At 57.3% G+C, this 26,141-nt stretch carries 21 protein-coding genes and 1 other RNA gene; 9 read left to right on the top strand and 13 right to left on the bottom strand.

Annotation, left to right across the window (positions count from 1 at the left end; all coding sequences use genetic code 11):
* Nucleotides 1-5 precede the first annotated feature (5 nt).
* The 7 genes from sufS to C6A40_RS04990 form a co-directional block, all read right to left on the bottom strand.
* Entirely contained in the window at nucleotides 6-1,226 is a 1,221-nt protein-coding gene (sufS, locus tag C6A40_RS04955) for a cysteine desulfurase SufS (RefSeq protein WP_045336090.1), read from the bottom strand.
* Nucleotides 1,223-2,494 carry a Fe-S cluster assembly protein SufD gene (gene sufD, locus C6A40_RS04960; protein WP_114191244.1) on the bottom strand — a complete coding sequence of 424 codons (1,272 nt, stop codon included), beginning with the start codon at nucleotides 2,492-2,494 and terminating at the stop codon, nucleotides 1,223-1,225. The genes sufS and sufD overlap by 4 nt, the downstream gene beginning before the upstream one ends.
* Entirely contained in the window at nucleotides 2,469-3,215 is a 747-nt protein-coding gene (sufC, locus tag C6A40_RS04965; RefSeq protein WP_058657389.1) for a Fe-S cluster assembly ATPase SufC, read from the bottom strand. The genes sufD and sufC overlap by 26 nt, the downstream gene beginning before the upstream one ends.
* Before the next feature lie 9 nt (nucleotides 3,216-3,224).
* Nucleotides 3,225-4,715 (bottom strand): Fe-S cluster assembly protein SufB, encoded by a 1,491-nt coding sequence (gene sufB / locus C6A40_RS04970; RefSeq protein ID WP_045336097.1) that lies wholly within the window; start codon nucleotides 4,713-4,715, stop codon nucleotides 3,225-3,227.
* Nucleotides 4,716-4,723: 8 nt separating this feature from the next.
* On the bottom strand, nucleotides 4,724-5,092 hold the full coding sequence (gene sufA / locus C6A40_RS04975) for a Fe-S cluster assembly scaffold SufA (protein ID WP_008500631.1): 369 nt from the start codon (nucleotides 5,090-5,092) through the stop codon (nucleotides 4,724-4,726).
* 313 nt (nucleotides 5,093-5,405) lie between these two features.
* Nucleotides 5,406-6,134: a MerR family transcriptional regulator gene (locus C6A40_RS04985; RefSeq protein ID WP_045336099.1), complete on the bottom strand. Its 729-nt coding sequence runs from the start codon at nucleotides 6,132-6,134 to the stop codon at nucleotides 5,406-5,408.
* 188 nt (nucleotides 6,135-6,322) lie between these two features.
* Nucleotides 6,323-7,543 carry a diguanylate phosphodiesterase gene (locus C6A40_RS04990; RefSeq protein WP_045336101.1) on the bottom strand — a complete coding sequence of 407 codons (1,221 nt, stop codon included), beginning with the start codon at nucleotides 7,541-7,543 and terminating at the stop codon, nucleotides 6,323-6,325.
* A gap of 341 nt (nucleotides 7,544-7,884) precedes the next feature.
* Between C6A40_RS04990 and ycgZ the strand changes: the two genes are divergently transcribed.
* The 5 genes from ycgZ (at nucleotide 7,885) to C6A40_RS05015 (ending at nucleotide 11,859) form a co-directional block, all read left to right on the top strand.
* Nucleotides 7,885-8,124, top strand: coding sequence for a regulatory protein YcgZ (gene ycgZ, locus C6A40_RS04995; RefSeq protein WP_008500634.1), 240 nt, complete (start codon nucleotides 7,885-7,887; stop codon nucleotides 8,122-8,124).
* A 4-nt stretch (nucleotides 8,125-8,128) separates the two neighbouring features.
* Nucleotides 8,129-8,449 carry a hypothetical protein gene (locus C6A40_RS05000; RefSeq protein ID WP_021241105.1) on the top strand — a complete coding sequence of 107 codons (321 nt, stop codon included), beginning with the start codon at nucleotides 8,129-8,131 and terminating at the stop codon, nucleotides 8,447-8,449.
* Between the two features lie 29 nt (nucleotides 8,450-8,478).
* Nucleotides 8,479-8,757, top strand: a complete 279-nt coding sequence (locus C6A40_RS05005) for a biofilm/acid-resistance regulator YmgB/AriR (RefSeq protein WP_008500635.1) — start codon at nucleotides 8,479-8,481, stop codon at nucleotides 8,755-8,757.
* A gap of 190 nt (nucleotides 8,758-8,947) precedes the next feature.
* Nucleotides 8,948-11,098 carry a formate dehydrogenase subunit alpha gene (gene fdhF, locus C6A40_RS05010; protein WP_045336103.1) on the top strand — a complete coding sequence of 717 codons (2,151 nt, stop codon included), beginning with the start codon at nucleotides 8,948-8,950 and terminating at the stop codon, nucleotides 11,096-11,098.
* 131 nt (nucleotides 11,099-11,229) lie between these two features.
* Entirely contained in the window at nucleotides 11,230-11,859 is a 630-nt protein-coding gene (locus C6A40_RS05015) for a helix-turn-helix domain-containing protein (RefSeq protein ID WP_025911639.1), read from the top strand.
* A 50-nt stretch (nucleotides 11,860-11,909) separates the two neighbouring features.
* Here C6A40_RS05015 and C6A40_RS05020 read toward each other — a convergent pair whose 3' ends face one another.
* The 3 genes from C6A40_RS05020 to ydiJ form a co-directional block, all read right to left on the bottom strand.
* Nucleotides 11,910-12,104, bottom strand: a complete 195-nt coding sequence (locus tag C6A40_RS05020; protein WP_003857766.1) for a YdiH family protein — start codon at nucleotides 12,102-12,104, stop codon at nucleotides 11,910-11,912.
* An 85-nt stretch (nucleotides 12,105-12,189) separates the two neighbouring features.
* A complete protein-coding gene (gene menI, locus C6A40_RS05025) occupies nucleotides 12,190-12,600 on the bottom strand; it encodes a 1,4-dihydroxy-2-naphthoyl-CoA hydrolase (RefSeq protein ID WP_045336105.1) in 411 nt (136 codons plus the stop codon).
* Nucleotides 12,597-15,653 (bottom strand): D-2-hydroxyglutarate dehydrogenase YdiJ, encoded by a 3,057-nt coding sequence (gene ydiJ / locus C6A40_RS05030; protein ID WP_045336106.1) that lies wholly within the window; start codon nucleotides 15,651-15,653, stop codon nucleotides 12,597-12,599. The genes menI and ydiJ overlap by 4 nt, the downstream gene beginning before the upstream one ends.
* A 200-nt stretch (nucleotides 15,654-15,853) precedes the next feature.
* Between ydiJ and ydiK the strand changes: the two genes are divergently transcribed.
* Together ydiK and rprA are read left to right on the top strand one after the other, a co-directional pair.
* The gene (gene ydiK / locus C6A40_RS05035) at nucleotides 15,854-16,969 is read left to right on the top strand and encodes an AI-2E family transporter YdiK (RefSeq protein WP_045336108.1); all 1,116 of its coding nucleotides are present in this window, start codon (nucleotides 15,854-15,856) and stop codon (nucleotides 16,967-16,969) included.
* A gap of 207 nt (nucleotides 16,970-17,176) precedes the next feature.
* An RNA gene (gene rprA / locus C6A40_RS05040) (antisense sRNA RprA) lies at nucleotides 17,177-17,284 on the top strand.
* A gap of 5 nt (nucleotides 17,285-17,289) precedes the next feature.
* Here the strand turns inward: rprA and C6A40_RS05045 are convergent.
* The 3 genes from C6A40_RS05045 to ppsA form a co-directional block, all read right to left on the bottom strand.
* Entirely contained in the window at nucleotides 17,290-19,665 is a 2,376-nt protein-coding gene (locus tag C6A40_RS05045) for a glycoside hydrolase family 3 N-terminal domain-containing protein (RefSeq protein ID WP_045336111.1), read from the bottom strand.
* A gap of 3 nt (nucleotides 19,666-19,668) precedes the next feature.
* The gene (locus C6A40_RS05050; protein WP_023292663.1) at nucleotides 19,669-21,069 is read right to left on the bottom strand and encodes an MFS transporter; all 1,401 of its coding nucleotides are present in this window, start codon (nucleotides 21,067-21,069) and stop codon (nucleotides 19,669-19,671) included.
* A 234-nt stretch (nucleotides 21,070-21,303) separates the two neighbouring features.
* Nucleotides 21,304-23,682: a phosphoenolpyruvate synthase gene (gene ppsA, locus C6A40_RS05055; protein ID WP_008500643.1), complete on the bottom strand. Its 2,379-nt coding sequence runs from the start codon at nucleotides 23,680-23,682 to the stop codon at nucleotides 21,304-21,306.
* 335 nt (nucleotides 23,683-24,017) lie between these two features.
* On the opposite strand from ppsA, the gene ppsR reads away from it, so the two are divergent.
* Together ppsR and aroH are read left to right on the top strand one after the other, a co-directional pair.
* A complete protein-coding gene (gene ppsR / locus C6A40_RS05060; protein ID WP_008500644.1) occupies nucleotides 24,018-24,851 on the top strand; it encodes a posphoenolpyruvate synthetase regulatory kinase/phosphorylase PpsR in 834 nt (277 codons plus the stop codon).
* A gap of 152 nt (nucleotides 24,852-25,003) precedes the next feature.
* Complete coding sequence (gene aroH, locus C6A40_RS05065; protein WP_045336112.1) at nucleotides 25,004-26,050, top strand: 3-deoxy-7-phosphoheptulonate synthase AroH; 1,047 nt, start codon at nucleotides 25,004-25,006, stop codon at nucleotides 26,048-26,050.
* Nucleotides 26,051-26,141 lie beyond the last annotated feature (91 nt).

The following is a 26,141-nucleotide window of genomic DNA, read 5'->3' on the forward strand; positions in this document are numbered from 1 at the left end:
CTCCGTTAGCCCAGCAGCTGATGAATGCGCTTCAGCCCCGCCACCAGCCTGTCGACCTCTTCCGTCGTGTTGTACATCACCAGCGATGCGCGGCACATTGCCGGTACCTGGTAAAACGCCATCAGCGGCATGGCGCAGTGGTGCCCGGTGCGGACCGCCACGCCGTAGTTATCGAGGAAACTGCCCACGTCATAGGCGTGGTGTTTCCCAAGATTAAACGCGATTACCCCTTGCCGATCGGCAGGCCCGTAGAGGGTTAAATCCGGCACGCTGGCAAGCTCTGCAAGCGCGTAGTGCATCAGCAGCTGTTCATACTCCTGAATGCTTTCAAGGCCGATCGCGGAAACGTAGGAAACCGCGGCCCCCAGCCCGATAATGCCCCCGGTGTTGGGCGTGCCCGCCTCAAAACGCCACGGGGCGCGCGCGTAGGTTGTGCCTTCCGTCAGGCTGACGGTGGCGATCATCGACCCGCCCCCTTCCCACGGCGGCATCGCCTGCAGGATCTCTTCTTTCACATACAGCACGCCAATCCCGGTCGGCCCGTAGAGCTTGTGGCCTGAAAAGACGTAGAAATCACAGTCCAGCGCCTGGACGTCAACCGCGTGGTGCATCACCGCCTGCGCGCCGTCAATCAGGACCTTTGCGCCCGCCTGATGGGCCTTGTCGACGATCTCCGCCACCGGGTTTTCGGTCCCCAGCACGTTGGAGACCTGGGTAACCGCCACCAGCCGCGTGCGGTCGTCCAGCAAGAGGTCAAGCTGCTCAAGCTGAAGCGTCCCGTCAGCGTTTAGCGGGATCACCCGCAGCTGCGCCCCTACGCGCTCGCAGAGCATCTGCCACGGCACGATATTGGCGTGGTGCTCCATCTGGGTGATGATGATGTTATCCCCCGCGTGGACCTGCGCGTTGCCCCAGCTGTTAGCAACAAGGTTGATCCCTTCGGTGGTCCCGCGAACAAAGACCAGTTCTTCCGGCGAGCGGGCGTTAAGGAAGGCAGCAAGCTGCGTACGCACGTTTTCCATACGCTGGGTCGCCTCGGCGCTCAGGGTATGGATACCGCGATGTACGGCGGCATAGCCGTGGCGATAGAACTCGGCTTCGGCATCCACCACCTGATTAGGCTTCTGCGCGCTGGCCGCGCTGTCCAGGTAGGCCAGCGGCAGACCGTTTACTTCACGGGTCAGAACCGGGAAATCTGCCCGTACTTTTTCGACGGGAAAACTCATGCTTCGCCTCCAGGCAGGCGCTGACCGATCCGATCCAGCACCTGCAGTTTTAACTGACCATCGTGCAGCGCTTCCGTCAGTTCGGCGGCAAACGCGTAGATAATCATTTTCTGCGCCGCCTGCTGGTCGATGCCGCGCGAGCGCAGGTAGAACATCTGCTCGTCGTCGATTCGCCCGACCGTCGCACCGTGGCTGCATTTCACGTCGTCGGCGTAGATCTCCAGCTGCGGCTTGGTGTCCACCTCTGCAAGGCGACCTAACAGCAGATTGTTGTTGGTCATCTGCCCGTCGGTTTTAATGGCGTGCTGCGCCACGTTAATCAGGCCGTTAAACACCGCACGCCCTTTATCACTCACGATGGTTTTATGCAGCTGGCGGCTGTTGCAGTAGCCTTTGTTGTGTTCCAGCCAGGTGCGCGTGTCACACACTTCTGATTTAACCGGCATCGCCAGGCTGTTGATGCGCAGCGTGGTGTTTTCACCGTTAAGCTGCGTGCTGGTGTTGTGGCGCAGCACCGCCCCGCCGAGCAGGAAGCTGTGGCTGTACGCGGCGGCATCCTGTCCCAGGACAATGTCGTTATGGGCAAAGTGGTGGCTCTGCGCATTCTCAAACGCCAGCTTGATGTGGTGTAGCTGGGCATTCGCCGCCACGTTCATCGTCAGTCGCGACCCGGTAAAGTGACGTGTCTCATTGAGGCTGACGTAGTGTTCGATGACCGTGGCCTCCGCCCCCTCTGCCAGCTCAAGATGGTGGCGATAGTGCGCGGTATTGATTTCGGCGCCGTCCAGACCCTGAGTGATGTGCATCAGCAGCAGCGGTTTGGCCGGGCGCTGGTTACGCTTCACGCCGATATGCGTCACGCTGCGGGCCAGGCTTTCGGTCAGGTGGAGAAATACTTCCGGCTGAACCGGGGCGTTCAGGCGCTGGCGATCGTCGTTTATCTCAATCTCAAATCCGCTCTCCTGGAGCGTGTCGCTCAGCTCAGGGCGGAACTGACCGTCGACAAACACCAGGCGCACGGCACCCACGCCCACAGCCAGCGCGTCGCGCTGCGCAGGCGTGAGATCCGCCAGACGGGTAACAAACTCAGCGTTCAGCAAGCTATCGAGCGGGGTGTATTTCCAGTTCTCATGCTTGCGCGTCGGCAGGCCAAGACGCAGCATCTGCTGCAGATGCTGCTGCGCCTGCTCGGAGCGCGTATTACCCTGCGCCTCAAACAGCCGGTGCCACTGCTGGAGCGCATTACTGCTGTTCGGTAAGCCAGCCATAACCCTGCTCCTCCAGTTGTTTAACCAGCGTAAAATCACCGGATTTCACAATGCGCCCCTGGTAAAGCACGTGGACGTAATCCGGCTTGATGTAGTCCAGAATGCGCTGGTAGTGGGTGACGATAATAAACGAGCGCTTGCCGTCGCGCAGGGCGTTCACCCCGTCGGCGACAATCTTCAGGGCGTCAATATCCAGACCGGAGTCGGTCTCATCCAGAATGCACAGCTCGGGCTCCAGCACCGCCATCTGCAGAATGTCGTTACGCTTTTTCTCACCGCCGGAAAAACCGACGTTCACCGAGCGGGTCAGCAGATCTTCCGGCATTTTCAGCAGCTTGATTTTCTCTTCCATTAAATCCTGGAAGTCGAAGCGGTCGAGCGCCTCCAGCCCCCGGTATTTCCGCACCGCGTTGAGCGCGGTTTGCAGGAAGAACTGGTTGCTGACGCCGGGGATTTCTACCGGATACTGGAAGGCCATAAAGATGCCCTCGCCCGCGCGGTTTTCCGGCGACATCTCCAGCAGATCTTTGCCGTTAAATTCGACCGAGCCGTGGGTCACCTCATAATCTTCGCGTCCCGCCAGCGTCGCAGAAAGCGTACTTTTCCCGGAACCGTTCGGCCCCATGATGGCGTGGACTTCGCCCGGCTTGACGTCAAAATTGAGGCCACGCAGGATGGCTTTATCTTCTACGCTGACCTGTAAATCTTTAATGCTTAACATGTGCTTTCCTTAACCGACGCTGTGTTCAAGACTAATGGCGAGGAGTTTCTGGGCTTCAACGGCAAATTCCAGCGGCAGTTCAGAGAACACGTCCTTACAGAAGCCGTTTACGATCATCGAGATGGCATCCTCTTCGCTGATCCCGCGCTGCAGGCAGTAGAAGAGCTGATCTTCCCCAATCCGTGACGTGGTCGCCTCGTGCTCCAGCTGGGCCGTGTTATTACGGCATTCGACGTATGGGAAGGTATGCGCCCCGCAGTCAGCGCCAATCAGCATCGAGTCACACTGGGTGAAGTTTCGCGCATTGGTCGCCGTCGGCATGATTTTCACCAGCCCGCGATAGCTGTTCTGGCTGTGTCCGGCGGAAATCCCTTTCGAGATGATGGTCGATCTGGTGTTTTTACCAATGTGGATCATCTTGGTGCCGGTGTCCGCCTGCTGATGGCCGCTGGTGAGCGCCACCGAGTAAAACTCGCCGATGGAGTTATCCCCGCGCAGGATGCAGCTCGGGTATTTCCAGGTGATGGCCGAGCCGGTTTCGGACTGGGTCCACGACATCTTGCTGTTTTCGCCTTCGCACAGCGCACGCTTGGTCACGAAGTTCAGGATGCCGCCGGTATTGCCGTCGCCCGGGAACCAGTTTTGCACCGTCGAGTATTTCACCTCGGCGTCTTTATGGATGATGACCTCCACCACCGCCGCGTGCAGCTGATAGCTGTCGCGCACAGGAGCGGAACACCCTTCGATGTAGCTGACGTAGCTGCCTTCATCCGCGACCAGAATGGTACGTTCGAACTGGCCGGTTTTTTCGGCATTGATGCGGAAATAGGTGGAAAGCTCCATCGGACAGCGCACGCCTTTCGGCACGTAAATAAAGGTGCCGTCCGAGGCCACCGCCGCGTTAAGCGCCGCAAAGAAGTTGTCGTTAGAGGGCACCACGGTTCCGATGTACTTTTTCACCAGTTCAGGATGATCGTGAATCGCTTCGCCGAAGGAGCAGAAAATGATCCCCTGCTCTGCCAGCTTCTCGCGGTAGGTGGTGGCCACCGAGACCGAGTCAAAGATAGCGTCCACCGCCACCTCTTTCCCTTCGCGCACCGGTACGCCCAGCTGGTCAAACGCCTCTTCTACCTCTTTGCTGAGGAAACTGTTCTCCGCGCCGGTTTGCTGCACCGCGCCGGGCTGCGAGGCGCAGGTGTCATCGCAGCTGCCGCAGGAGGGCGCGGAGTAGTAGCTGTAGTCCTGATAGTTCAGCTTGTCATAATGCGCTTTCAGCCAGTGCGGCTCTTCCATCTCCAGCCAGGCGCGGTAGGCGCTCAGGCGAAACTCCAGCATCCACTCGGGCTCGTTACGTTTCGCCGAGATCGCCCGCACGACATCTTCATTGATGCCTTTTGCCAGCTCATCGGTCTGCAGCTGCGTGAAGAACCCCTCTTTATAGTTGAGGTGCCCGCCGCTCCAGGTATTTACTTCACTCGTTGCTTCAGTATTACGAGACATAGTTCCGCCTATACCCCAAAGCTTTCGCCGCAGCCGCATTCGTTCTGGGCTTTCGGGTTATGAAATTTGAATAACTGATTTAAGCCTTCGCGGACGTAGTCCACTTCGGTGCCATCGATAAAGGGCATGGCCTGCAGCGCGACGTACAGTTTTGCGCCGTCGGTCTCAAACACCAGGTCATCTTTCTCGGGTTCGGTGACGGTATCAAGCACGTAACCGAAACCTGCGCAGCCGGTCTGTTTGACACCTAAACGCACGCCGAGGATCTCGGGCTTTTTCGCCACCAGCTCGTGAATATGTGCCGCCGCCGCTGGCGTGAGCGTTAACCCGCGCCAGGCAAAATCGGCAGGATTAAAGGTTTCTGAATGCAGTTCCATAGGTCCACCTCATCTGATAAGCCATCAGGGCATAACACCATGTTAGTGATAACGATTATCACTTCAACCCTCTGTCAGCAGGGGCATTCGGCTAAACCGCCCTTTTTGCCTACTTTTATTAAGCATAGACCCTGTTACAAGATGCAGGCAGGATGGATTTAATTGTTCAATGCATTGATTAATAATGCATTTCGTTGTGGCATTCGGGCAGGAGAGGAGAAACGTAAAATATGCATTGGAAATGCCTATTTTTGAGATAGCTTTTGCATGGAAAGTGACAAAAATAAAAAAAGGCCCTCAAGGCCTCTTACACTTAATGATGAAATGAGACAGCAAACCCCTGTTCACGCCAGTGGTCGAGCTGTTCCTGCTGTCGAGGCGTTGGCGATTTCCCCGTCCAGACGAAGATTTTTTGCCCCGGGAACAGTTCAGGACGCGGCGAATCAATCGGTTCTGCCAGGACGTCAATGTGCCAGCCCTTCTGCGCTAAGCGCGCGGCTTCGAGCCACAGATGGGTGCGGTCATCGCACTCCCAGCCGATCAGGAGAGCGTCTTTACCGGCTTTCTTACGGGACTCCGCCAGGCTTGCAATCGCGAATTCAATCAGGACTCCGTCTAACAGGCTCGCCATGTGCCGCACGGTATTTTGGTCCTGGTTCATCCGCTGACGGACGGGAGAAATGATATTGTCAATCAGGTAATCTATCGGGTGATCGCGGCGGAACTCGCCAATTTTGGCGCGCAGCTTTGCCGGGCTGGCGTAGCGCAGAACGGTCATCATCTCTTCCTGGAACGAGACCCAGTTGCCCTGAGTCAACACTTCCTTGTTTTCCAGCAAGGCTTTTACTTTCCCGACCGAAACGCCGCTCTTCATCAGGCGTTTGATCTCTTCTATACGCAGGATATCTTCATCGTCAAACTGACGATGGCCCCCTTCGCTGCGCTGCGGCTTCAACAATCCATAACGGCGCTGCCAGGCACGCAGCGTAACGGGGTTGATACCGCATCGTTCGGCCACTTCGCCGATACTGTAATAGGCCATTAACTCCCTCACGCTCAGAACTTCCATACCTAACTGCACCAACCTTATCAGATTGTACAAACCATTTGTATAACTAAGACCGCATTTTGAACGGGTGAATGGCTTACCACCCCATCCACCTGTTAATACATTGTTGTATAAAATTTACCGTTCGTACAGTAACGTCTGCCAGATTGTGTACAGCTTTATCACAATTCGAACTTTTTCTCCGGCCAGGCAATGGCTGGAATCCCGCCGTGCCGGGGGCTGGCAAAAAGATGCCCCTGGAACTGGGAAATTCCCGCAGATTCCAGCCACATCCACTCTTCTGCCTTCTCTACCCCCACCGCGCAGAACTGGATTTCAAGCGAGGAACAGCATTTGATGATCGCCTGAATGATGGCCTGTCGGGGGCCACTTTTATGCACGTTCGCGACCAGATCGCGATTAATCTTAATTCTGTCAGGCTGGAAGTGGGCCAGCAGCTGCAGCCCGGCAAAACCGGCACCAAAGTGATCGATCGTCACGCTGATACCCGCGCTTTTTAACTGCCTGACCGAATCCGTGAATTCATCAAAACGGGAAATGGCTTCGCTCTCGGTGAACTCCACCACGATTTGCTCAGGTACAAAACCGTTTGCTTCAATCGCGGTGAGCAGAAAATCCACGGCGTTGGGAATGTTAACCAGCGTCATAGGCAGCAGGTTCAGGGATAACGTCTGGTCCTGTAACCCCAGCGCGCTGGCCATAGACAGAGCCACCTGCTTGCTCTGCAAATCAGAGGTGTACACTTCCTCCTGCGGAAGGCTGGCGAAATAGGCCCCCGGCGAGTCGCCGGACGGGGTGCGGAGAAGCGCCTCCCAGGAGACAACCTGCTGCATAAATGGATCGACTATCGGCTGGAACGCGAAGCTGCAATCCGCCCCCTTCGCGACCACCTCAGGCTGCGCGGACAAGCGCGTTTCTTCGCGAACGAATTCCCATGAGTCCGCAGGCGGCAGTTCAAAATAGTTCGCTTTTTCCGTGGCCTCGACAAAGGTGCGGAAAAACTGCAGAGGGCGATCGTTATAGGCCAGCTGGTAGCGTGTCGTCCCCTTATTAAGTATCTGCTGCAGCACCTCGTCCCGGTCGAAGTGGCGCAAATCAAAAAGCTCCATACCCACGTTGCCAAAACGCCGGACAGGGCCGTGATCGCGCATCAACTCGACTACGTTATGGTGGCGCGGGTCGTTGCAGATCTGCTCATAGATAGCCGAAACGTGCTCCACCGGCCCTTCAAGCAGTTGAAAAAAATGTGTGCCGTTAAACAGCAGGATCCCCGTGACATTGGATTGCCGATTTTTACGATTTGCAGCAGCGACCATTGCTTCCAGCGCTTTCACTGGAACGTCCTCGCAGATATGACTGCGGTAAATGATGGTTGTGAGCATGCTATTCCTGGGGGGTTAGGGTTTTGGCCACAAAAGACGTGGGGAATGTTTATTTATAGCACATTAATTGCCTGACAAATAATTTACATCTCAACCATTTACGGCAGTTAATGAGACCGTTTGACTCGGCTGTACAACTTACCAGCACATGCGCTTTTTGTACAATATATCCTGCACTCTACCCCCATCACAACGTCAACCCAACGCAATGAAAAATAAATGATTTATAAGATATATCGAAAAAAAATCTAAAAATCTGTACATTTTAGATGTACAGATTTGGAAATTGTGTATACCTTAAATGTAACGTTACTGATTACAAAATTTTACAGGAGCGAAACATGCAGCAGAAAGGTTACGTCGCAGATTCCGCAGCAGCAATCGCACAGTACTTCGAAAAAGCCGCGCTTCCGACCCAACAGGAAACGCTGGGCCAGGTGGTTGTTGAAATTCTCAGCGACGGGCGAAACCTTAATCGCAAATCGCTTTGTACAAAATTGCTCAGCCGCCTCGAAAAGGCCGATGGGCCGGAAGAGGAAGAGCATTACCACATGCTGCTTGGTCTGCTCTTCGAACGGTAAGGATATGAATCGCAGTAACGCAGACCGACTGATAGACCAGCTTATCGGTGAAGCCGTTCTCTCTCTTCTGAAAGAGCGGGGGCCGGTGACAACAGAAGGCTTGCTACAGCGTCTGCGGGTCATGAAAGAACATGAAAAGGATCCCCAGCGGCGGGAGACACTTGCGATGGTGATTGCCGAGATCGGCTCAAACAGCATCGCCTTTACACGTCGCAGAACCGCGCAAGGACGAACAAAAAGAGAGGGATCTCTCAATGATAACCGAGACAATGTAGTGCCGTTATTTGGAAGTGGAAAACCGTCCGATCCCAAAAAAATACATTGACTGCAATTTAACAGCTACGGTGAGAACAAATGAGACAAAATATTCAGCTTCAACCCGAATATCACTCTGCTTTTTTAGACAGTGCGCTGGCGGAGTATTTCCGCCATGCAGGCGATCGTTTTGCTGAAGAGTCCGCTATTTTTTCTACTGCAGTACGCTGTGTTCTGGCCTCCGAAGGTCATCTTTCCAATAAAGCGATCATCCTCTGGCTCATTCAGACGCTGGAATCCACCAACGACGTGGTTCAGGCCGATGTGATTCGTAAGACGCTGGAAATCGTGGTGGGTTACACCATGGACGATCTCTGAGTTCCTGCCCGCCGCGCCCCCTAACGTGTCATCGTCAAAACTGACGATCGGCCTGACGATGACACGCGCCCTCCCCCATAACACCCTGTAATTCACGCAAAGCCAACCTGGCACGCTTTCTGCTTATCTCCGCATACGGGACTGGTTTTTCCAGTCAACTTTGCTTCATTTCTTAACAGGTCTGTTATTGATGAAAAAGATCGCCAGCGTCTGCCCGTACTGCGGTGCAGGCTGTAAATTGAACCTTGTCGTTGAAAATAACCGTATCATCCGTGCCGAAGCGGCAGAGGGGGTCACAAACCAGGGCACCTTATGTCTGAAAGGGTTTTACGGCTGGGACTTCCTCAACGACACCCGTCTTCTCACCCCCCGCCTTACCCAGCCCATGATCCGCTACCGCAAAGGCGAAGCCTTCACCCCCGTTACCTGGGAAGAGGCGATCCGCTACACCGCCCACAGGCTCAGCAGCATTAAAGCGCAGCATGGGCCGCGGTCGATCATGACCACCGGCTCCTCTCGCGGCACCGGCAATGAAACCAACTACGTGATGCAAAAGTTTGCCCGCGCGGTGCTGAACACCAACAACGTGGACTGCTGCGCGCGCGTCTGTCATGGCCCGTCCGTGGCGGGTTTACAGGAAACGCTCGGCAACGGCGCGATGAGCAACTCCATTAATGATATTGAAAACTCAAAATGCCTGCTGGTGTTTGGCTATAACTGCGCGGACTCCCACCCTATCGTTGCCCGCCGCGTGCTGAAAGCGCGTGAAAACGGCGCAAAAATTATCGTCTGCGATCCGCGCCGTATTGAAACGGCGCGTATTGCCGACCAATATCTTCAGCTGAAAAACGGCAGCAACATGGCGCTGGTGAACGCCTTTGGCTATGTGCTGCTGGAAGAGGATCTGTACGACAAAAGCTACGTGGCGCGCTTTACGGAAGGGCTTGAGGCCTACCGGCAAACGGTAAAAGACTATGCGCCTGAGAAGGTCGAACATCTTACCGGCATCCCCGCCCGTGATGTCCGCCAGGCGATGCGCACCTTTGCGGCGGCTCCTTCCGCTACCGTGATGTGGGGAATGGGCGTGACCCAGTTTGGTCAGGCCGTTGATGTGGTCAAAGGGCTGTCCAGCCTGGCGCTGCTGACCGGGAATCTCGGTCGCCCCGCCGTCGGCGTCGGGCCGGTGCGCGGTCAGAACAACGTCCAGGGTGCCTGCGATATGGGCGTCCTGCCGAATATGTTCCCCGGCTATCAGGATGTGACCGACCCGGCGGTCCGGCAGAAGTTCGCCGATGCCTGGGGAATTGATGTCAATAAAATGGACGATCGCGTCGGGACGCGCATTACCGAAGTGCCGCATCTTGCGCTGGAAGGCAAGGTCAAAGCCTATTACATCATGGGAGAAGATCCGCTCCAGACGGAAGCCGATCTCGGCCTGGTGCGCAGCGGTTTTGAGGCACTCGAGTTTGTCGTGGTTCAGGACATCTTTATGACCAAAACGGCAGAGGTGGCGGACGTTCTGCTTCCGGCTACCTCATGGGGTGAACACGGCGGCGTCTTTACCTGTGCCGATCGCGGCTTCCAGCGTTTTGGCAAAGCCATTGAAGCCAGCGGCAACGTGAAGCGCGACTGGGAGATCATCAGCCTGCTCGCCACCGAGATGGGCTACCCGATGCATTATGACTCCAACCAGCAGATCTGGGACGAGATGCGCGAGCTGTGCCCGCTCTTCTACGGCGTGACGTATGAAAAAATGGGCGAGATGGGTCACGTTCAATGGCCGTGCCCGACGCTGGATCATCCCGGTACGCCGTACCTGTACAAAGATAATCAGTTTGATACCCCAACCGGTAAAGGGCAGCTCTTTGCCGCACCGTGGCGCGCGCCGGCGGAAACTCCGGATGCGGATTTCCCGCTGGTGCTCTGTACGGTCCGCGAGGTGGGCCACTACTCCTGCCGCTCCATGACCGGGAACTGCGCCGCGCTGCAAAGCCTGGCCGACGAGCCGGGCCGGGTGCAAATGAACCCTGCCGATGCGGACAAGCTGGGCATTACCGACGGACAGCTGGTCTGGGTGCGCTCCCGCCGGGGGAAAGTAATTTCCCGCGCCAGCATCAGCGAGCGCATCAACGCCGGGGCCGTTTATATGACCTATCAGTGGTGGATTGGCGCCTGCAACGAGCTAACCCAGGATAACCTCGATCCCATCTCCAAAACCCCGGAAACGAAGTACTGCGCGGTGCAGCTGGAGGCGATTGAGGACCAGCGCTGGGCGGAGGACTATGCCGCGTCGGCGTATCAGTCCATGAAGTCGCGGCTGATAAGTGCGGCGAACGTCTGAGGAAAATGCCGGGTGCCGTAACCGCCACCCGGCAATCGCGTACGGAATCATGCAATAACAAGCAACTCGCTTACCCGTCCCAAAGAGAAGCGCTATAATTAGCCAGGTTTTTTTTAAGGCTGTCGGCAACCATGTCCCTTCCAGAAAAGTCTCAGCGGGGTTCTCCCCACGCGCAAGCGCTTATTTCACACCTGTTACCTGATTGCACAACGCGACATACCGCCCGCGGCGAGCGGCTGGACCTGCAGGTCAATGGTCAGGGCATGTGCTATTTAATTCTTGAAGGAACCATCGCCGTCTACAGAAGAAGCGATAACATGATGCTGTCTACGGCCCGTAGCCCTGCTGTTTTCGGCCTCGCTAACCTCACTGATATCTATTTTAGTGATTATCTTAAGACCGTCAGCCCGTGCCTGATCGGGACGATCACCACAGAAAGGGTGAATGCCATTATTAAAGAGAAGGCGCTTTGGGGACTGCTCTCTCAACAGCTCATGTATGTGTATAGCCGTCTCTATAACAACGTGATGCCGCAGGGCGCGCCGACGGCGTATGAGATGATTCGCCAGCAGTTAATGAAGCTGACGGAGGAAGAGGAGGGTTATCGGCTCAGCGTGACGGCGGAAAAGTATATCAGGGAGAAAACCCACCTCTCCCGCAGCGGCGTGATGCGCATTCTGGCGGATTTGAAAACCGGCGGATTTATCGAAATGGAAGAAGGCAGGCTTATCAAAATCAACAAGCTCCCCGCTAAATACTGAATCTCAGGCACAAAAAAGACCGCAGTTGCGGCCTTTTCAACATTACTCTCTCAATGGACGTGAACGCCCAACCGCCAGGCAAAGTAGATCTCTTCTTTCAGCTCATTCGAAGAGAGCGCCAGCAAATCTGTAAATTCCAGCTCAAGCTGTTTCAGCTTTTTCAGGTACTGCGCCGGGGACAGATTGCTCTTATCGCGACGTAAATATTCAATTGCCAGCTGTGTTGGGGTTATTTCAGTATCCATGATGTCCTCGCTTATGTACAAAACCTGACCAGTATATCACAACCCACTGGCTAGTTTTTGACCAAAGGCAAAACATCCGAAAACTTTACACAACCGCTGTCGTCAACCTTGAAGAGCAGCACAGGCGATCCTGCTCGTCGAGAATGTCAATCTGCCACACCTGGTGGCGACTACCGGCGTGCAGCGCGCGGCACACGCCGCGCACGCGCCCGCTGCGTACCGAGCGGATATGATTAGCATTCACCTCGAGTCCGACCACCTTCTGCTCCCCTTCGGTACAGAGATATCCCGCCACCGAGCCCAGGGTTTCGGCCAGCACGACGGACGCCCCGCCGTGCAATAAACCAAACGGCTGGTGGGTGCGACGATCGACAGGCATGGTGGCCTCAATGTCATCGTCGCCAATGCGGGTGAACTGGATATCCAGCAGCCCCACCATATTCCCCTCGCCCATGGTGTTCAGCGCCTGCAGCGTCACGGCACGTTTCCAGATCATCCAATTATCTCCAGTAAAGCCTGCAATGGGTGGCGTACGCCGTTACCCTCTACCCGTTTCACCTGGCTGCGGCAGGAGTATCCCGTCGCCAGACAGCGGTTTCGCGGCAAGCGCTGCATCGCCTGATGCCAGGACAGCTCATAAATGCCGAGCGAGTTGGCGTGGTTTTTCACTTCGTGTCCGTACGTGCCGGCCATGCCGCAGCAGCCCACACTAACGCTCTCCAGCTTCGCGCCGAAGCGGGCAAAGACGGACGCCCACTGCGCGGGGGCACCAGGCAGCGCGGTCACTTCCGTGCAGTGTCCGAACAGATACCACGGCTCACCGCTGACGTCCTGAACCGCTTTGTCTTCCAGGGCCGTCGGCAGCCACTCGTGCACCAGCATGACGTGGAAATCACCGCGCTTATCGCCCAGCGTCTGCCTGTATTCATCGCGGTAGCACAGCACCAGCGCCGGGTCGACGCCGACCATCGGTATCCCGAGTTGCGCCACGCGGTTTAAGAAGTCAGATGTTTTCTGCGCGGTCTTCGCAAAGCGCGTCAGGAAGCCTTTAATGTGCTGCGCCTTGCCGTTGGGCGAGAACGGCAGCACAACCGGCTGATAGCCCAGCTTTTCCGACAGGCGGATAAAGTCCGCAACCACCTGGGCATCGTAGTAGCTGGTAAACGGATCCTGCACCACCAGCACCACCTTCGCTTTTTGCTCAGGCGTGAGCGCCTCCAGCTGCTCCAGGGTCATGTTCGCCGAACGATGCCCGACGAGCTGGCGCTGCAGAGACGGCACCGACAGCAGCGGCAGATCGACCATGCCGATATGCTTTTCGGAAAGCTTGCGCACCAGCGGCTGGTTGATAAAGAAGTTGAAGGTCTTCGGCGCGCGCGCCATCAGCGGCGCATAGCTCTCTACCGTCGCCACCAGATGGTCGCGCACCGGACGCAGATAGCGCGTGTGGTAAAGCTGCAGGAAGCGCGAGCGGAATTCCGGGACGTCGATTTTAATCGGGCACTGGGTCGAGCAGGCTTTACAGGCCAGACAGCCGGACATTGCCTCTTTCACCTCATGGGAGAAATCATACTCGCCCTTGTTGGCATGCCAGCTGTTGCGGGTGCGCTCAATCAGCGAGCGCAGGCTGGCCCGTTTTTCCGGCAGCTCCTGCTCCAGCTTCAGGGGATCGACGCCACGGTCCGCCAGCAGACGCAGCCACTCGCGCACCAGCGTCGCCCGCCCTTTCGGCGAATGAATGCGGTTGCTGGTGATTTTCATCGACGGGCACATCGGGCTTTTCACGTCAAAGTTAAAGCACAGGCCGTTGCCGTTGCACTCCATCGCGCCGCGCCAGGAGGAGCGCACCGCAATCGGGATCTGTCTGTCGTAGGTGCCGCGCTTGACGGCATCCACCTGCAGCATGGGGGCGTCCACGCCTTCTGGCGGGCAGATTTTACCCGGGTTGAGGCGGTTATGCGGGTCGAAAGCCGCTTTCACCTTGCGCAGCTCCGCATAGAGCTGTTCGCCGAAGAACGCCGGGCTGTATTCTGCGCGGAACCCTTTTCCGTGCTCGCCCCACAGCAGACCGCCGTATTTAGCGGTTAAGGCCACCACGTCGTCGGAGATCTGCTTCATCAGGATCTCCTGCTGAGGGTCGCACATATCCAGCGCCGGACGCACGTGCAGCACCCCGGCATCGACGTGACCAAACATGCCGTAGCTCAGGCCGTGGCTGTCCAGCAGGGCGCGAAACTCGACGATATAATCCGCCAGATGCTCAGGCGGCACGCAGGTATCTTCGGCGAAGGGAATCGGCTTCGCCGCCCCTTTCGCATTGCCGAGCAGACCCACGGCTTTTTTACGCATCGCATAGATACGCTCAATCCCGGCCAGATCGTTACAGAGTTGCCAGCCGATCACGCCGCCTTCGCCCTGCGAAATCAGCTCATCCAGCCGCTGGCAGAGCGTGGTGACCTGGCTCTCAATCAGCTCCGCGTCGTCGCCAGCAAATTCCACGATGTTAAGACCGAGCATCTCTTTGTCCGGCACGTCGGTAATGAGATCGCTGACGGAGTGCCAGACAATATCTTCCCGGGCCAGGTTGAGCACTTTGGAGTCGACCGTCTCAACCGACAGCGCTTTCGCCTCCACCATAAACGGCGCATTGCGCAGCGCGGAGTCGAAAGAGTCATATTTGACGTTCACCAGACGACGCACCTTCGGCAGGCGGGTGATATCCAGCCGCGCCTCGGTGATAAACGCCAGCGTCCCTTCGGAACCGGTGAGCACGCGGGTTAAATCGAACTGGGTCAGGTCGTCGTTAAAGACGTGGCGCAGGTCGTAGCCCGTTAAGAAGCGGTTCAGTTTGGGGAATTTGTCGAGAATAAGCTGGCGGTTGTCGCGGCAGCGCTCCAGCACGGTACGGTAGATGCGTCCGCTGGCGGTGTTATCTTTCCCCAGCGTTTCCGCCAGTTCGACCGGCATCGGCTGCGTATCGAGAATATCGCCGCCCAGCAGAACCGCACGCACGCCCAGCACGTGATCGGAGGTTTTGCCGTAGACCAGCGAGCCCTGACCGGAGGCATCCGTGTTGATCATCCCGCCGAGGGTCGCGCGGTTACTGGTGGAAAGTTCCGGGGCAAAAAAGTAGCCGTAAGGCTTGAGGTACTGGTTAAGCTGATCTTTGATAACGCCCGCTTCGACCCGCACCCACCCCTCTTCCGGGTTGATCTCAATGATGCGGTTCATATAGCGCGACATATCAACAATGATGCCCTGGTTCAGCGCCTGACCGTTGGTCCCGGTGCCGCCGCCGCGCGGCGTAAAGACCAGCGAGGCAAAGCGCTCCTGCGTGGCGAGTCGGGCAATCAGCGCCACGTCGGCCGTAGAACGAGGGAAAACGACGGCATCGGGAAGAAGCTGGTAAATACTGTTATCGGTTGCCATCGTCAGCCTGTCGGCATAGTTCGTGGCGGTATCACCTGTAAAACCCTGTTGCTCCAGTGCCTGCAAAAAATTAAGCACCAGCTGAACGACGCCGGGTGCCTGGGAAATCTGTGGGATCATGACTGTCGACCCTAATTAGAGTAATGTGAAATCGTTTGCGTTGTGTCCGGAAAGTTTTATCACATTTTTTTCTTATGTGCTTCGTAGAATTACGGGCAAAATCCGCCTGTCAAAAACCGCTGAGATCATTAATGATTAAAGAGATGCGGTTTTCCGTTCCCGCCAGCCGCGCTGGCGTTCTTTTAAGGAAAGTTTCATTTATGGTCAATCTTCGCCAGCCCAGGGATGTTGCGCAAATTTTGCTGTCGGTGCTGTTCCTGGCCCTCATGATCATTGCGTGTCTGTGGATTGTTCAACCCTTTATTCTTGGCTTCGCCTGGGCCGCGACCGTTGTCGTTGCCACGTGGCCTCTGCTGCTGCGCTTGCAGAAGCTGCTGTTCGGCCGCCGCGGGTTAGCGGTGCTGGTCATGACGCTGCTGCTGTTCCTGCTGTTTATTATTCCCATTGCGCTGCTGGTAAACAGTCTCGTCGACTCCAGCGGCCCGGTGATCCGCGCCGTGACCAGCGGCGATCTCACGCTGCCGGATCTCGCCTGGCTGAACAGCATTCCGGTCGTGGGCGCCAAGCTCTACAGCGGCTGGCACAGCCTGCTGGAGATGGGCGGCAGTGCGCTGATGGCAAAAGTGCGCCCGTATATTGGCACCACCACCACCTGGTTTGTGGGTCAGGCGGCGCATATTGGCCGCTTTATGATGCACTGTACCCTGATGCTGCTCTTCAGCGCCCTGCTTTACTGGCGCGGTGAGCAGGTGGCTTTGGGCGTTCGTCACTTTGCCACCCGCCTGGCGGGCAAACGCGGTGACGCGGCGGTACTGCTGGCGGCGCAGGCCGTACGCGCGGTGGCGCTGGGCGTGGTGGTCACCGCGCTGGTGCAGGCGGTGCTGGGCGGTATTGGTCTGGCGATTTCCGGCGTACCGTATGCCACGATATTCACCGTTGTCATGCTAATGACCTGTCTTGCACAACTGGGGCCGCTGCTGGTGCTGGTGCCCTGCATTATCTGGCTCTACTGGACGGGAGATACCACGTGGGGAACGGTGCTGCTGGTCTGGAGCTGCGTGGTCGGCACCATGGATAACGTCATTCGCCCGATTCTCATCCGTATGGGCGCCGACCTGCCGCTGATCCTGATCCTCTCCGGGGTGATTGGCGGCTTGATTGCCTTCGGCATGATTGGCCTGTTTATCGGCCCGGTGCTGCTCGCCGTTACCTGGCGTCTGTTCTCCGCCTGGGTGCATGAAATTCCGCCGCCGGGAACCGACCCGGACATGATTTTGAGCGAACTGGAAGAGCTGGAAGAGAAGAACACGCATTAAGTTTTTGCCGGGTGGCGCTAACGCTTACCCGGCCTACATTCCCCCACCCAATACTTTAATGCTGCTAAAGTATTTATTCGTTGCACACTGGTCAGACCCGCAATTTCTGCACTCAATCTGCTCATAACCTCAAGAAATCTTTATATCTCTTTAACTATTGAGACGAATCCGATCGACGCTAAAAGCGGACATGCCTACTATTAGCACACGGTTATAAATCAACACCTTGATTTATAAGCATGGAAATCCCCTGAGTGAAACAACGAATTGCTGTGTGTAGTCTTTGCCCATCTCCCACGATGGGCTTTTTTTTATCCTGACTACGCGCGCGTAACCTCACAGGTACTGAGCATCCGCCACTCGGCAGGCAGCACCCGCGTTTCCCCGGTCACATTGACCGTCACCACCTGGCGGATATCCGCCGACGATGCGCCAACCTGCAGTTCAAACTCGCCCGGCTCAACGATGCGTTTCCCGTCGCGACGGGTGAAGTTGAACATCTCCACCGGCAGCGTAAAGCTGAGCGTGGCGGTTTGGCCCGGCGAGAGCGTGACGCGCTGGAAGGCCTTCAGCTCCTGGAGCGGCCGAACCTGGGTGGCGACCTTATCCCTGACGTAAACCTGCACCACCTCGCTGCCGCTGCGCTCTCCGGTATTGGTGATATCCACGCTCAGCGTCACCTCGCCGTCGACCGGCACGCTGCTTGCAGCGACGCGGGCAGCATTCCAGCGAAACGTCGTCCAGCCGAGGCCGAAGCCAAACGGATAACGTGAACCGAAGTGGAACGCAAACGGCGTGCCGCCGCTTTTGAGCTTGTGATTGTAGTAATACGGCATGGCCCCGGCGCTTTTCGGCACGCTCACCACCAGACGCCCCTGCGGCTCTGCACGTCCCGTTAACACGTCCGCAATGGCCCAGCCCCCTTCCTGCCCCGGTGCCCACGCCACGATCAGCGCGGCCACCTTGTCCTCCAGGCCCTGAAGAGTGTAAGGACGCCCGCCGGTCATCACGACAATCACCGGTTTGCCCGTCGCCACCAGCGCCTCCAGCAGCTGCTGCTGAACACCCGGCAGATTCAGGGAATCGGTGTCGGAACCTTCCCCCACGGTACCGCTCTGGAACAGCCCGGCGAGATCGCCCACGCAGGCCACCACCACGTCACTCTCCTGCGCGGCGTTGACCGCCTCGGGGATAAGGGCGGTACATTGCGACACCGGAGACTGCTGCATCGGTTTACCGCCGCTGTCGCCCGGGAAGACCGGCGCACCCGCCATCCGTTTCTCAATGATGTAACACCCTTTGGCGTAACGGACCTGAGACGCGCCGAGGTAGTGCTCCAGCGCCGCGCGCGGGGTCGTCACCTGCGAGGTCTCCTCCACCATATCGCTGATGATCAGATGCACCGGAAAGCTGTAGCCGCTGAGCAACGCCAGCGGATCGTCTGCCGTCGGCCCCACCAGCGCCACGCGGGGCTGACCGCCGAGCGGTAAAATACCGTTGTTTTCCAGCAGCGTGACCGATTTTGTCGCCACCTCCCGCGCCACCTGGCGGGTCATCTCATTTTGCAGATCGATGCCGTTTTCATCGGCATACGGGTTCTCAAACAGGCCGAGACGGAATTTTTCGGTCAGCACACGGCACACAATCTCATCCACTTTCGCCATAGAGATCAGCCCGCGCTCTACCGCTTCCGCCAGATGCCGCGCGCAGTCATCTTTCGGCAGCTCGACGTCCAGCCCGGCGTTGAAGGCCAGCGCGGCGGATTCGGCCGCATCGTGGGAAATGCCGTGATGCTGGTGCAGCAGGCTGACGCCGCCGTAATCCGCGACAATAATCCCGTCGAAGCCCCACTGTTCGCGCAGGACGGTGGTCAGCAGGAAGCTGTCGCTGTGCCCCGGCTGATTGTCGATATCGTGGTAGGCGGGCATGACCGAACCGGCGTTTGCCAGCTTAACCGCCATTTCAAACGGCAGCAGGAAGGTGTCGTTCAGTTCGCTAAAACCCAGATGTACCGGCGCATGGTTGCGCGCTCCTTCGCTGAACGAGTGGCCCACGTAGTGCTTGAGCGTCGCCAGCAGGTCGCGCTTGTCGCCCTGCAAGCCCTTCACGTAGGCGGTCGCCATCACCCCCACCAGCCACGGATCTTCCCCGAAGGTCTCTTCGGTTCGCCCCCAGCGCACGTCGCGGGAAACGTCCAGCACCGGCGCCAGCCCCTGCAGACAGCCGACGGATCGCGCCTCTTTGCCAATCTGCTCTGCCGCGCGCTGCACCAGTTCCGGATCCCAGGTCGAACCGTAGTTCAGCGACGACGGGAACAGCGTGGCGTCTTTGCACAGCAGCCCCACCAGGCACTCTTCATGGAACAGGGCCGGAATGCCGAGGCGCGTCTCCTCCATCATCAAGCGCTGCAGGCGGTTAGCGGCGCGCACGCCGGTTTTCGCGTCAACGATATGGGTACCCAGCGGACGGGTGAGCTGCCCGACGCCCAACTTCAGCCGTTCGCTCAGCGCGGCCTGCTCGCTCACGCCGGCGAATTCGTCGCTGAGGTCGCTGCGCTCGCGGTGGTTGCCGTTTTCATCGAGGATCAGCCAGTACGCATGCATCTGGGCGAACTTCTCTTCCGGGGTCATACGCGCCAGTAAATCGGCGACGCGCTCGTGCACGGGACGTCCCGCGTCCTTATAGATAGCTGTCATGTTTTACTCCTGTAGTGCGGAAGGGGTTGCCGGGCTGAGCGGCCCTGCTTCGGGTCTCACCTCACGCTTGCTGGCCAGCTCCCGGGCGATGGAATCCACCAGCCGACTGTTAAGCTTGTAGATTGAAAGCAGCGCGACCATGCAGAGGAACAGCGCGCAAGGGATAAGGGTGAACAGGGCGTTGATCGTAGAGAGCACGTGCGGCGCCTGGGCTGCCTGTCCCGGGGCGTAATCCACCATGCCAAGCACCCAGCCGACGACCGCCCCACCCAGCGCCAGCCCAAATTTGATGGCAAACAGCGCGGTAGAGAAAACCAGCCCGTCCAGGCGGCGGCCGCTGCGATGCTCTTCGTAGTCGACCACATCGGAGAACATGGTCCACTGCAGCGGCGTGGTGAGGTTTTGCACAAAGCTAAAGACAATGTTGAGGCCAAAAATCAGCCACACCTGCGAAGGCGGCAGGAAGAAAATCAGCGCCCCGAAAATGACGAAGGAAATAATGGTCCACTGGTAGGCGCGGACGCGGTCAAATTTCCCCAGCAGCCGTTCAGATAATAGTGCGCCGCTTAAGGAGGCGACCATTCCGGAAACAATAAAGGCAAAAACCAGCTCCGGGCGCAACAGCACGTAGTTCACGTAATACATCGTGGCGGAACCGCGCGTTACCACCGCCGTTAACAGCAAAATATTAAACAGGAACACAATGCGCCACTGGCTGTTTCCGGCCAGCAGTTTTAAATCGGTGAGCATCGAGCCGGAAGTATCACTGCGCGGAGAATAACGCTCGCGGGTCATCAGGAAGCAGCAGAAAAACAGCACAATGCCCAGCAGCCCCATCAGGCTCATGGCGTAGAAATAGCCTTTCTGCACGTTGCCCTGTCCTAACAGTGAGACCAGCGGCAGGGCAATCACCGTCACAATCAATCCGCCGATAAACGACAGGCCAAAGCGCCACGACTGCAGGGAGTGACGCTCGCGGGGATCCAGCGTCAGCGCACCGGGCATAGCGCAGTAAGGCACGTTAATCGCGGAGTAAATCAGGCTTAAGATCGCGTAGGTCAGGCAGGCATAAACGATTTTCGCCGTCGGCCCCACGTCCGGTACATAGAAGGTGATGAGGCAGCTTACGCCAAACGGAATGGCAAACCACAGCAGCCAGGGACGGAAACGGCCGTGGCGCGTTTGAGTGCGATCCACCAGCGCGCCAATGCACGGGTCGACAAACGCATCGACCACGCGCACCACTAAAAACATGGTGCCCATGATTGCGGCGGGCAGCCCAAAAACGTCCGTATAGAAATAGGCGAGAAATAACGTTGCCGTTTGCCAGACCAGCGCGCTGGCCATATCACCTAAGCCATAACCTATTTTATCTTTGGTACGCAATACAGAGGAGAGTGTCATTGTTATTTGCCTTTTTATCAGGTTAAAACGTATTTCAACCAGTTGCGCATCATCTGAAGGGAAATGCGCATGTAAGGCTCAAGTATTAGCAACGGTTTGCGCGCTAACAATTGTCTAAATTGACAGGCAAATTATGATATTTAGTTTTTTACTTTATTTGTGATGGGGAGCATATTCGGGCGGAAATAAAAAAGGCGAGGAATAATATCCTCGCCTTTTCGGGTCAGCGTGGCGTTACTTGTTCAGTTCCGCCAGGCTCAGCCAGGTTTGCACCACGGTGTCCGGGTTCAGGGACAGGCTATCGATCCCCTCCTCCATCAGCCAGGCGGCAAAGTCTTCATGGTCGGATGGCCCCTGACCACAAATCCCGACGTATTTGCCCTGCTTCTTCGCCGCGCGGATGGACAGGGAGAGCAATGCTTTCACCGCCTCGTTGCGCTCGTCGAACAGCTCGGAGACCACGCCGGAGTCGCGGTCCAGACCCAGCGTCAGCTGCGTCATGTCGTTCGAGCCGATAGAGAAGCCGTCGAAGTGCTCCAGGAACTGCTCGGCCAGCAGGGCGTTGGACGGGATTTCGCACATCATGATGATCTTCAGCCCGTTCTCGCCGCGCTTCAAACCCTGACGCGCCAGCTCGTCCACCACCGCTTTCGCCTGATCCACGGTACGCACAAACGGGATCATGATTTCGACGTTGGTCAGCCCCATGTCGTTGCGCACGCGCTTCACCGCCTCACATTCCAGCGCGAAGCAGTCGCGGAAGCTGTCGGACACGTAGCGTCCGGCCCCGCGGAAGCCCAGCATCGGGTTCTCTTCTTCCGGCTCGTAGCGCTCGCCGCCGACCAGGTTGGCGTATTCGTTAGACTTAAAGTCAGACAGGCGCACAATCACGCGTTTCGGATAGAAAGCGGCACCCAGCGTGGCGATCCCTTCGGTCAGACGGCCGACGTAGAACTCTTTCGGCGAGTCGTAGCCTTTCATCATCTCGCGGATTTCGTTCTGCAGCTTCGGCTCCTGGTCGTCAAACTCCAGCAGCGCACGCGGGTGAACGCCGATCATACGGTTGATGATAAATTCCAGACGCGCCAGGCCTACGCCTTCGTTCGGCAGGCAGGCGAAGTCAAACGCGCGGTCCGGGTTACCGACGTTCATCATGATCTTCAGCGGCAGGTCCGGCATGGTATCCACGCTGGAGCTCTTCACGCTGAAGTCGAGAATATCGGCATACACGTAGCCGGTATCACCTTCGGCACAGGAGACGGTCACGTTCTGCCCGTCCTTCATGCGCTCGGTGGCGTCACCGCAGCCGACAACCGCAGGAATCCCCAGCTCGCGGGCGATGATCGCCGCGTGACAGGTACGGCCGCCGCGGTTGGTGACGATAGCCGCCGCTTTCTTCATGATCGGTTCCCAGTCTGGGTCGGTCATGTCGGTCACCAGCACGTCGCCCGGCTCAATACGGTTCATCTCGCTGATGTCGTGGATCACCTTCACCGGACCGGCACCGATGCGGTGACCGATGGCACGGCCTTCCGCCACGATTTTGCCCTGGGCGTGCAGCGTGTAACGCTCCATCACCTGGCCGCGTGAGCGAACGGTTTCCGGACGCGCCTGCACGATAAACAGCTTGCCGGTGTTCCCGTCTTTCGCCCATTCGATATCCATCGGACGGCCGTAGTGTTTTTCAATCTGCACCGCCTGCTTCGCCAGCTCCTGCACTTCGGCGTCGGTCAGGGAGAAGCGGTCGCGCTGCTCCTGCGGTACATCTTCAATTTTGACCTGCTTGCCATGCTCCTGGGTCGGGGCATAGATCATGCGGATTTTTTTCGAGCCCATGGTGCGGCGCACCACCGCCGGGCGGCCAGCGGCCAGCGTAGGCTTGTGAACGTAGAATTCGTCAGGGTTTACCGCACCCTGCACGACCATCTCACCCAGCCCCCACGCGGAGGTGATGAACACCACCTGGTCGAAGCCGGATTCAGTATCAATGGAGAACATCACGCCGGATGAGCCCACGTCCGAACGCACCATGCGCTGCACGCCAGCGGAGAGCGCCACGCCGCGATGGTCGTAGCCCTGGTGCACGCGATAGGAGATGGCGCGGTCGTTGAACAGGGAAGCAAACACGTGCTTCACCGCCACCAGCACCGCATCGTAACCCTGGACGTTCAGGAAGGTTTCCTGCTGACCGGCAAACGAGGCGTCCGGCATGTCTTCTGCGGTGGCAGAGGAGCGCACGGCAAAGGAGGCCTGCGCATCGTCAGCGGAGAGCTGGTTGTACGCGTCGTGAATGGCTTTTTCCAGTTCCGGCTGGAAAGGTGTGTCGATAATCCACTGGCGGATCTGCGCCCCGGCTTTCGCAAGCTCGGTCACGTCATCAATATCCGTTTTATCCAGCAGGTCGTAAATGCGCTGGTTAACACCGCTCTGGTCTAAAAACAGGTTAAAGGCATCGGCGGTGGTGGCAAACCCGTTCGGTACGGAGACACCCATACCCGACAGGTTTGTAATCATTTCACCCAGGGAGGCATTTTTGCCCCCAACTCTGTCTACATCATTCATGCCGAGTTGGTTATACCAAAGCACCAGCGGTGACGAGCCATTGTTGGACATCGAAACAATCCTTTTGTGATATTTGATCGGAGTAAGAAACACCTGACTACGTATTTATACTGGCATAATTATTTCCGCTAAAAAAACGGTGAATCGTGTAAGCAATTTAAATTTTCAACTTTTCGGATACTTTCCCATCAACGATTAACCCGATGATTCCTCTATATTCAGCCAGAAACCCCAAAAATAAAGTCGCTATTTGAAAAATGAAATCCACTTTTCAGGAAAATCAAAAACAGCGTTTCATTCATAATTAGGATAAGTTCTTTGCTGTGTAAATTACTTTTTTAATTTATGCTTTCAGACAATTACGTCTGATATTCAGGGTGGATAAAATGGATAGTGCTGTCGATCGTCACGTTTTTTATATTTCTGATGGTACGGCGATCACCGCCGAGGTGCTGGGCCACGCGGTGATGTCGCAGTTTCCCGTATCGATCAACAGCATCACGCTGCCGTTTGTCGAAAATGAGAGCCGCGCCAAAGCGGTGAAGGACCAGATCGACGCCATTTACCAGCAGACCGGCGTTCGCCCGCTGGTGTTCTACTCCATCGTGATCCCCGAGATCCGCGCCATCATTCTGCAGAGTGAAGGCTTCTGCCAGGATATCGTGCAGGCGCTGGTGGCTCCGCTGCAAAGCGAGCTGAAGCTCGACCCAACGCCTATCGCCCACCGAACCCACGGGCTGAACCCCGGCAACCTGACCAAGTACGATGCCCGTATCGCCGCCATCGATTACACCCTCGCGCACGACGACGGCATCTCGCTGCGTAATCTCGACCAGGCGCAGGTTATCCTGCTTGGCGTGTCGCGCTGCGGCAAAACGCCGACCAGCCTTTACCTGGCGATGCAGTTCGGCATTCGCGCCGCCAACTACCCGTTCATCGCTGACGATATGGATAACCTGGTGCTGCCCGCCGCCCTGAAGCCGCTGCAGCACAAGCTGTTCGGGCTGACCATTAATCCGGAGCGCCTTGCCGCCATCCGCGAAGAGCGCCGCGAGAACAGCCGCTACGCCTCCATGCGCCAGTGCCGGATGGAGGTCTCCGAAGTGGAAGCCCTGTACCGCAAAAATCAGATCCCGTGGCTGAACAGCACCAACTACTCTGTGGAAGAAATTGCCACCAAAATTCTCGACATCATGGGGCTTAATCGCCGCATGTACTAATATGCTAGTACATTAGCTCAGATTCAGGTATCATCATCGGCAACCACGGGGCGGTGTCGCCCCGAACTTGAAATCAGCAGGGATTGGTTTAAGGTGATGCCCATCACTTCCCGGTAGTCTGCCGATGAAGCAAAAATTTTCTGAGACATTCCATGAATAAAACCGATGAACTCCGCACTGCGCGCATTGACAGCCTGGTCACGCCGGCTGAACTGGCCCAGCGGCATCCTGTTTCCGCGGCCGTTGCGGAACACGTGACGGCCTCCCGCCGCCGCATTGAAAAAATCCTCAATGGTGAAGACAAGCGTCTTATGGTAGTGATTGGTCCCTGCTCCATCCACGATCTGGATGCCGCGATGGATTATGCAAAACGGCTTCAGGGCCTGCGGGATAAGTACCAGCATCGCCTTGAGATTGTGATGCGAACCTACTTTGAAAAACCGCGGACCGTGGTGGGCTGGAAAGGACTGATTTCCGACCCTGACCTCAACGGCAGCTATCGCGTGAACCACGGCATCGAGCTGGCGCGGAAGCTGCTTTTGCAGGTCAACGAGCTGGGCGTGCCGACCGCCACCGAGTTTCTTGATATGGTGACCGGGCAGTTTATCGCCGATCTGATCAGCTGGGGCGCGATTGGCGCACGCACCACCGAGAGCCAAATCCACCGCGAGATGGCCTCCGCCCTCTCCTGTCCGGTCGGCTTTAAAAACGGGACCGATGGCAATACGCGTATTGCGGTTGATGCCATCCGCGCGGCCCGTGCCAGCCACATGTTCCTGTCGCCGGACAAGAGCGGTCACATGACCATCTACCAGACCAGCGGTAACCCGTACGGGCATATCATTATGCGCGGCGGGAAGAAGCCCAATTATCATGCACAAGATATTGCGGCGGCCTGTGAAACGCTGGCGGAATTCGACCTGCCGGAACATCTGGTGGTGGACTTCAGCCACGGCAACTGCCAGAAGCAGCATCGCCGCCAGCTGGACGTCTGCGATGAGATCTGCCAGCAGATCCGCAGCGGTTCAACCGCCGTTGCAGGGATTATGGCGGAGAGCTTTATCAAAGAAGGCACGCAGAAAATCGTTGCTGGCCAGCAGATGGTGTACGGCCAGTCGATCACCGACCCGTGCCTGAGCTGGGAAGACAGCGAGCTGCTGCTGGAGAAGCTGGCTGCAGCCGTGGACACGCGCTTTTAACATCCTGCCGGGGGGCGGCTTCGCCTTACCCGGCCTACGATTCTTGCCGTTGTAGGCCCGGTAAGGCGAAGCCGCCACCGGGCTTTTCATT

This window comes from Enterobacter sp. GER_MD16_1505_Eko_090 (assembly GCF_003331015.1).
Taxonomy (GTDB): domain Bacteria; phylum Pseudomonadota; class Gammaproteobacteria; order Enterobacterales; family Enterobacteriaceae; genus Enterobacter; species Enterobacter roggenkampii.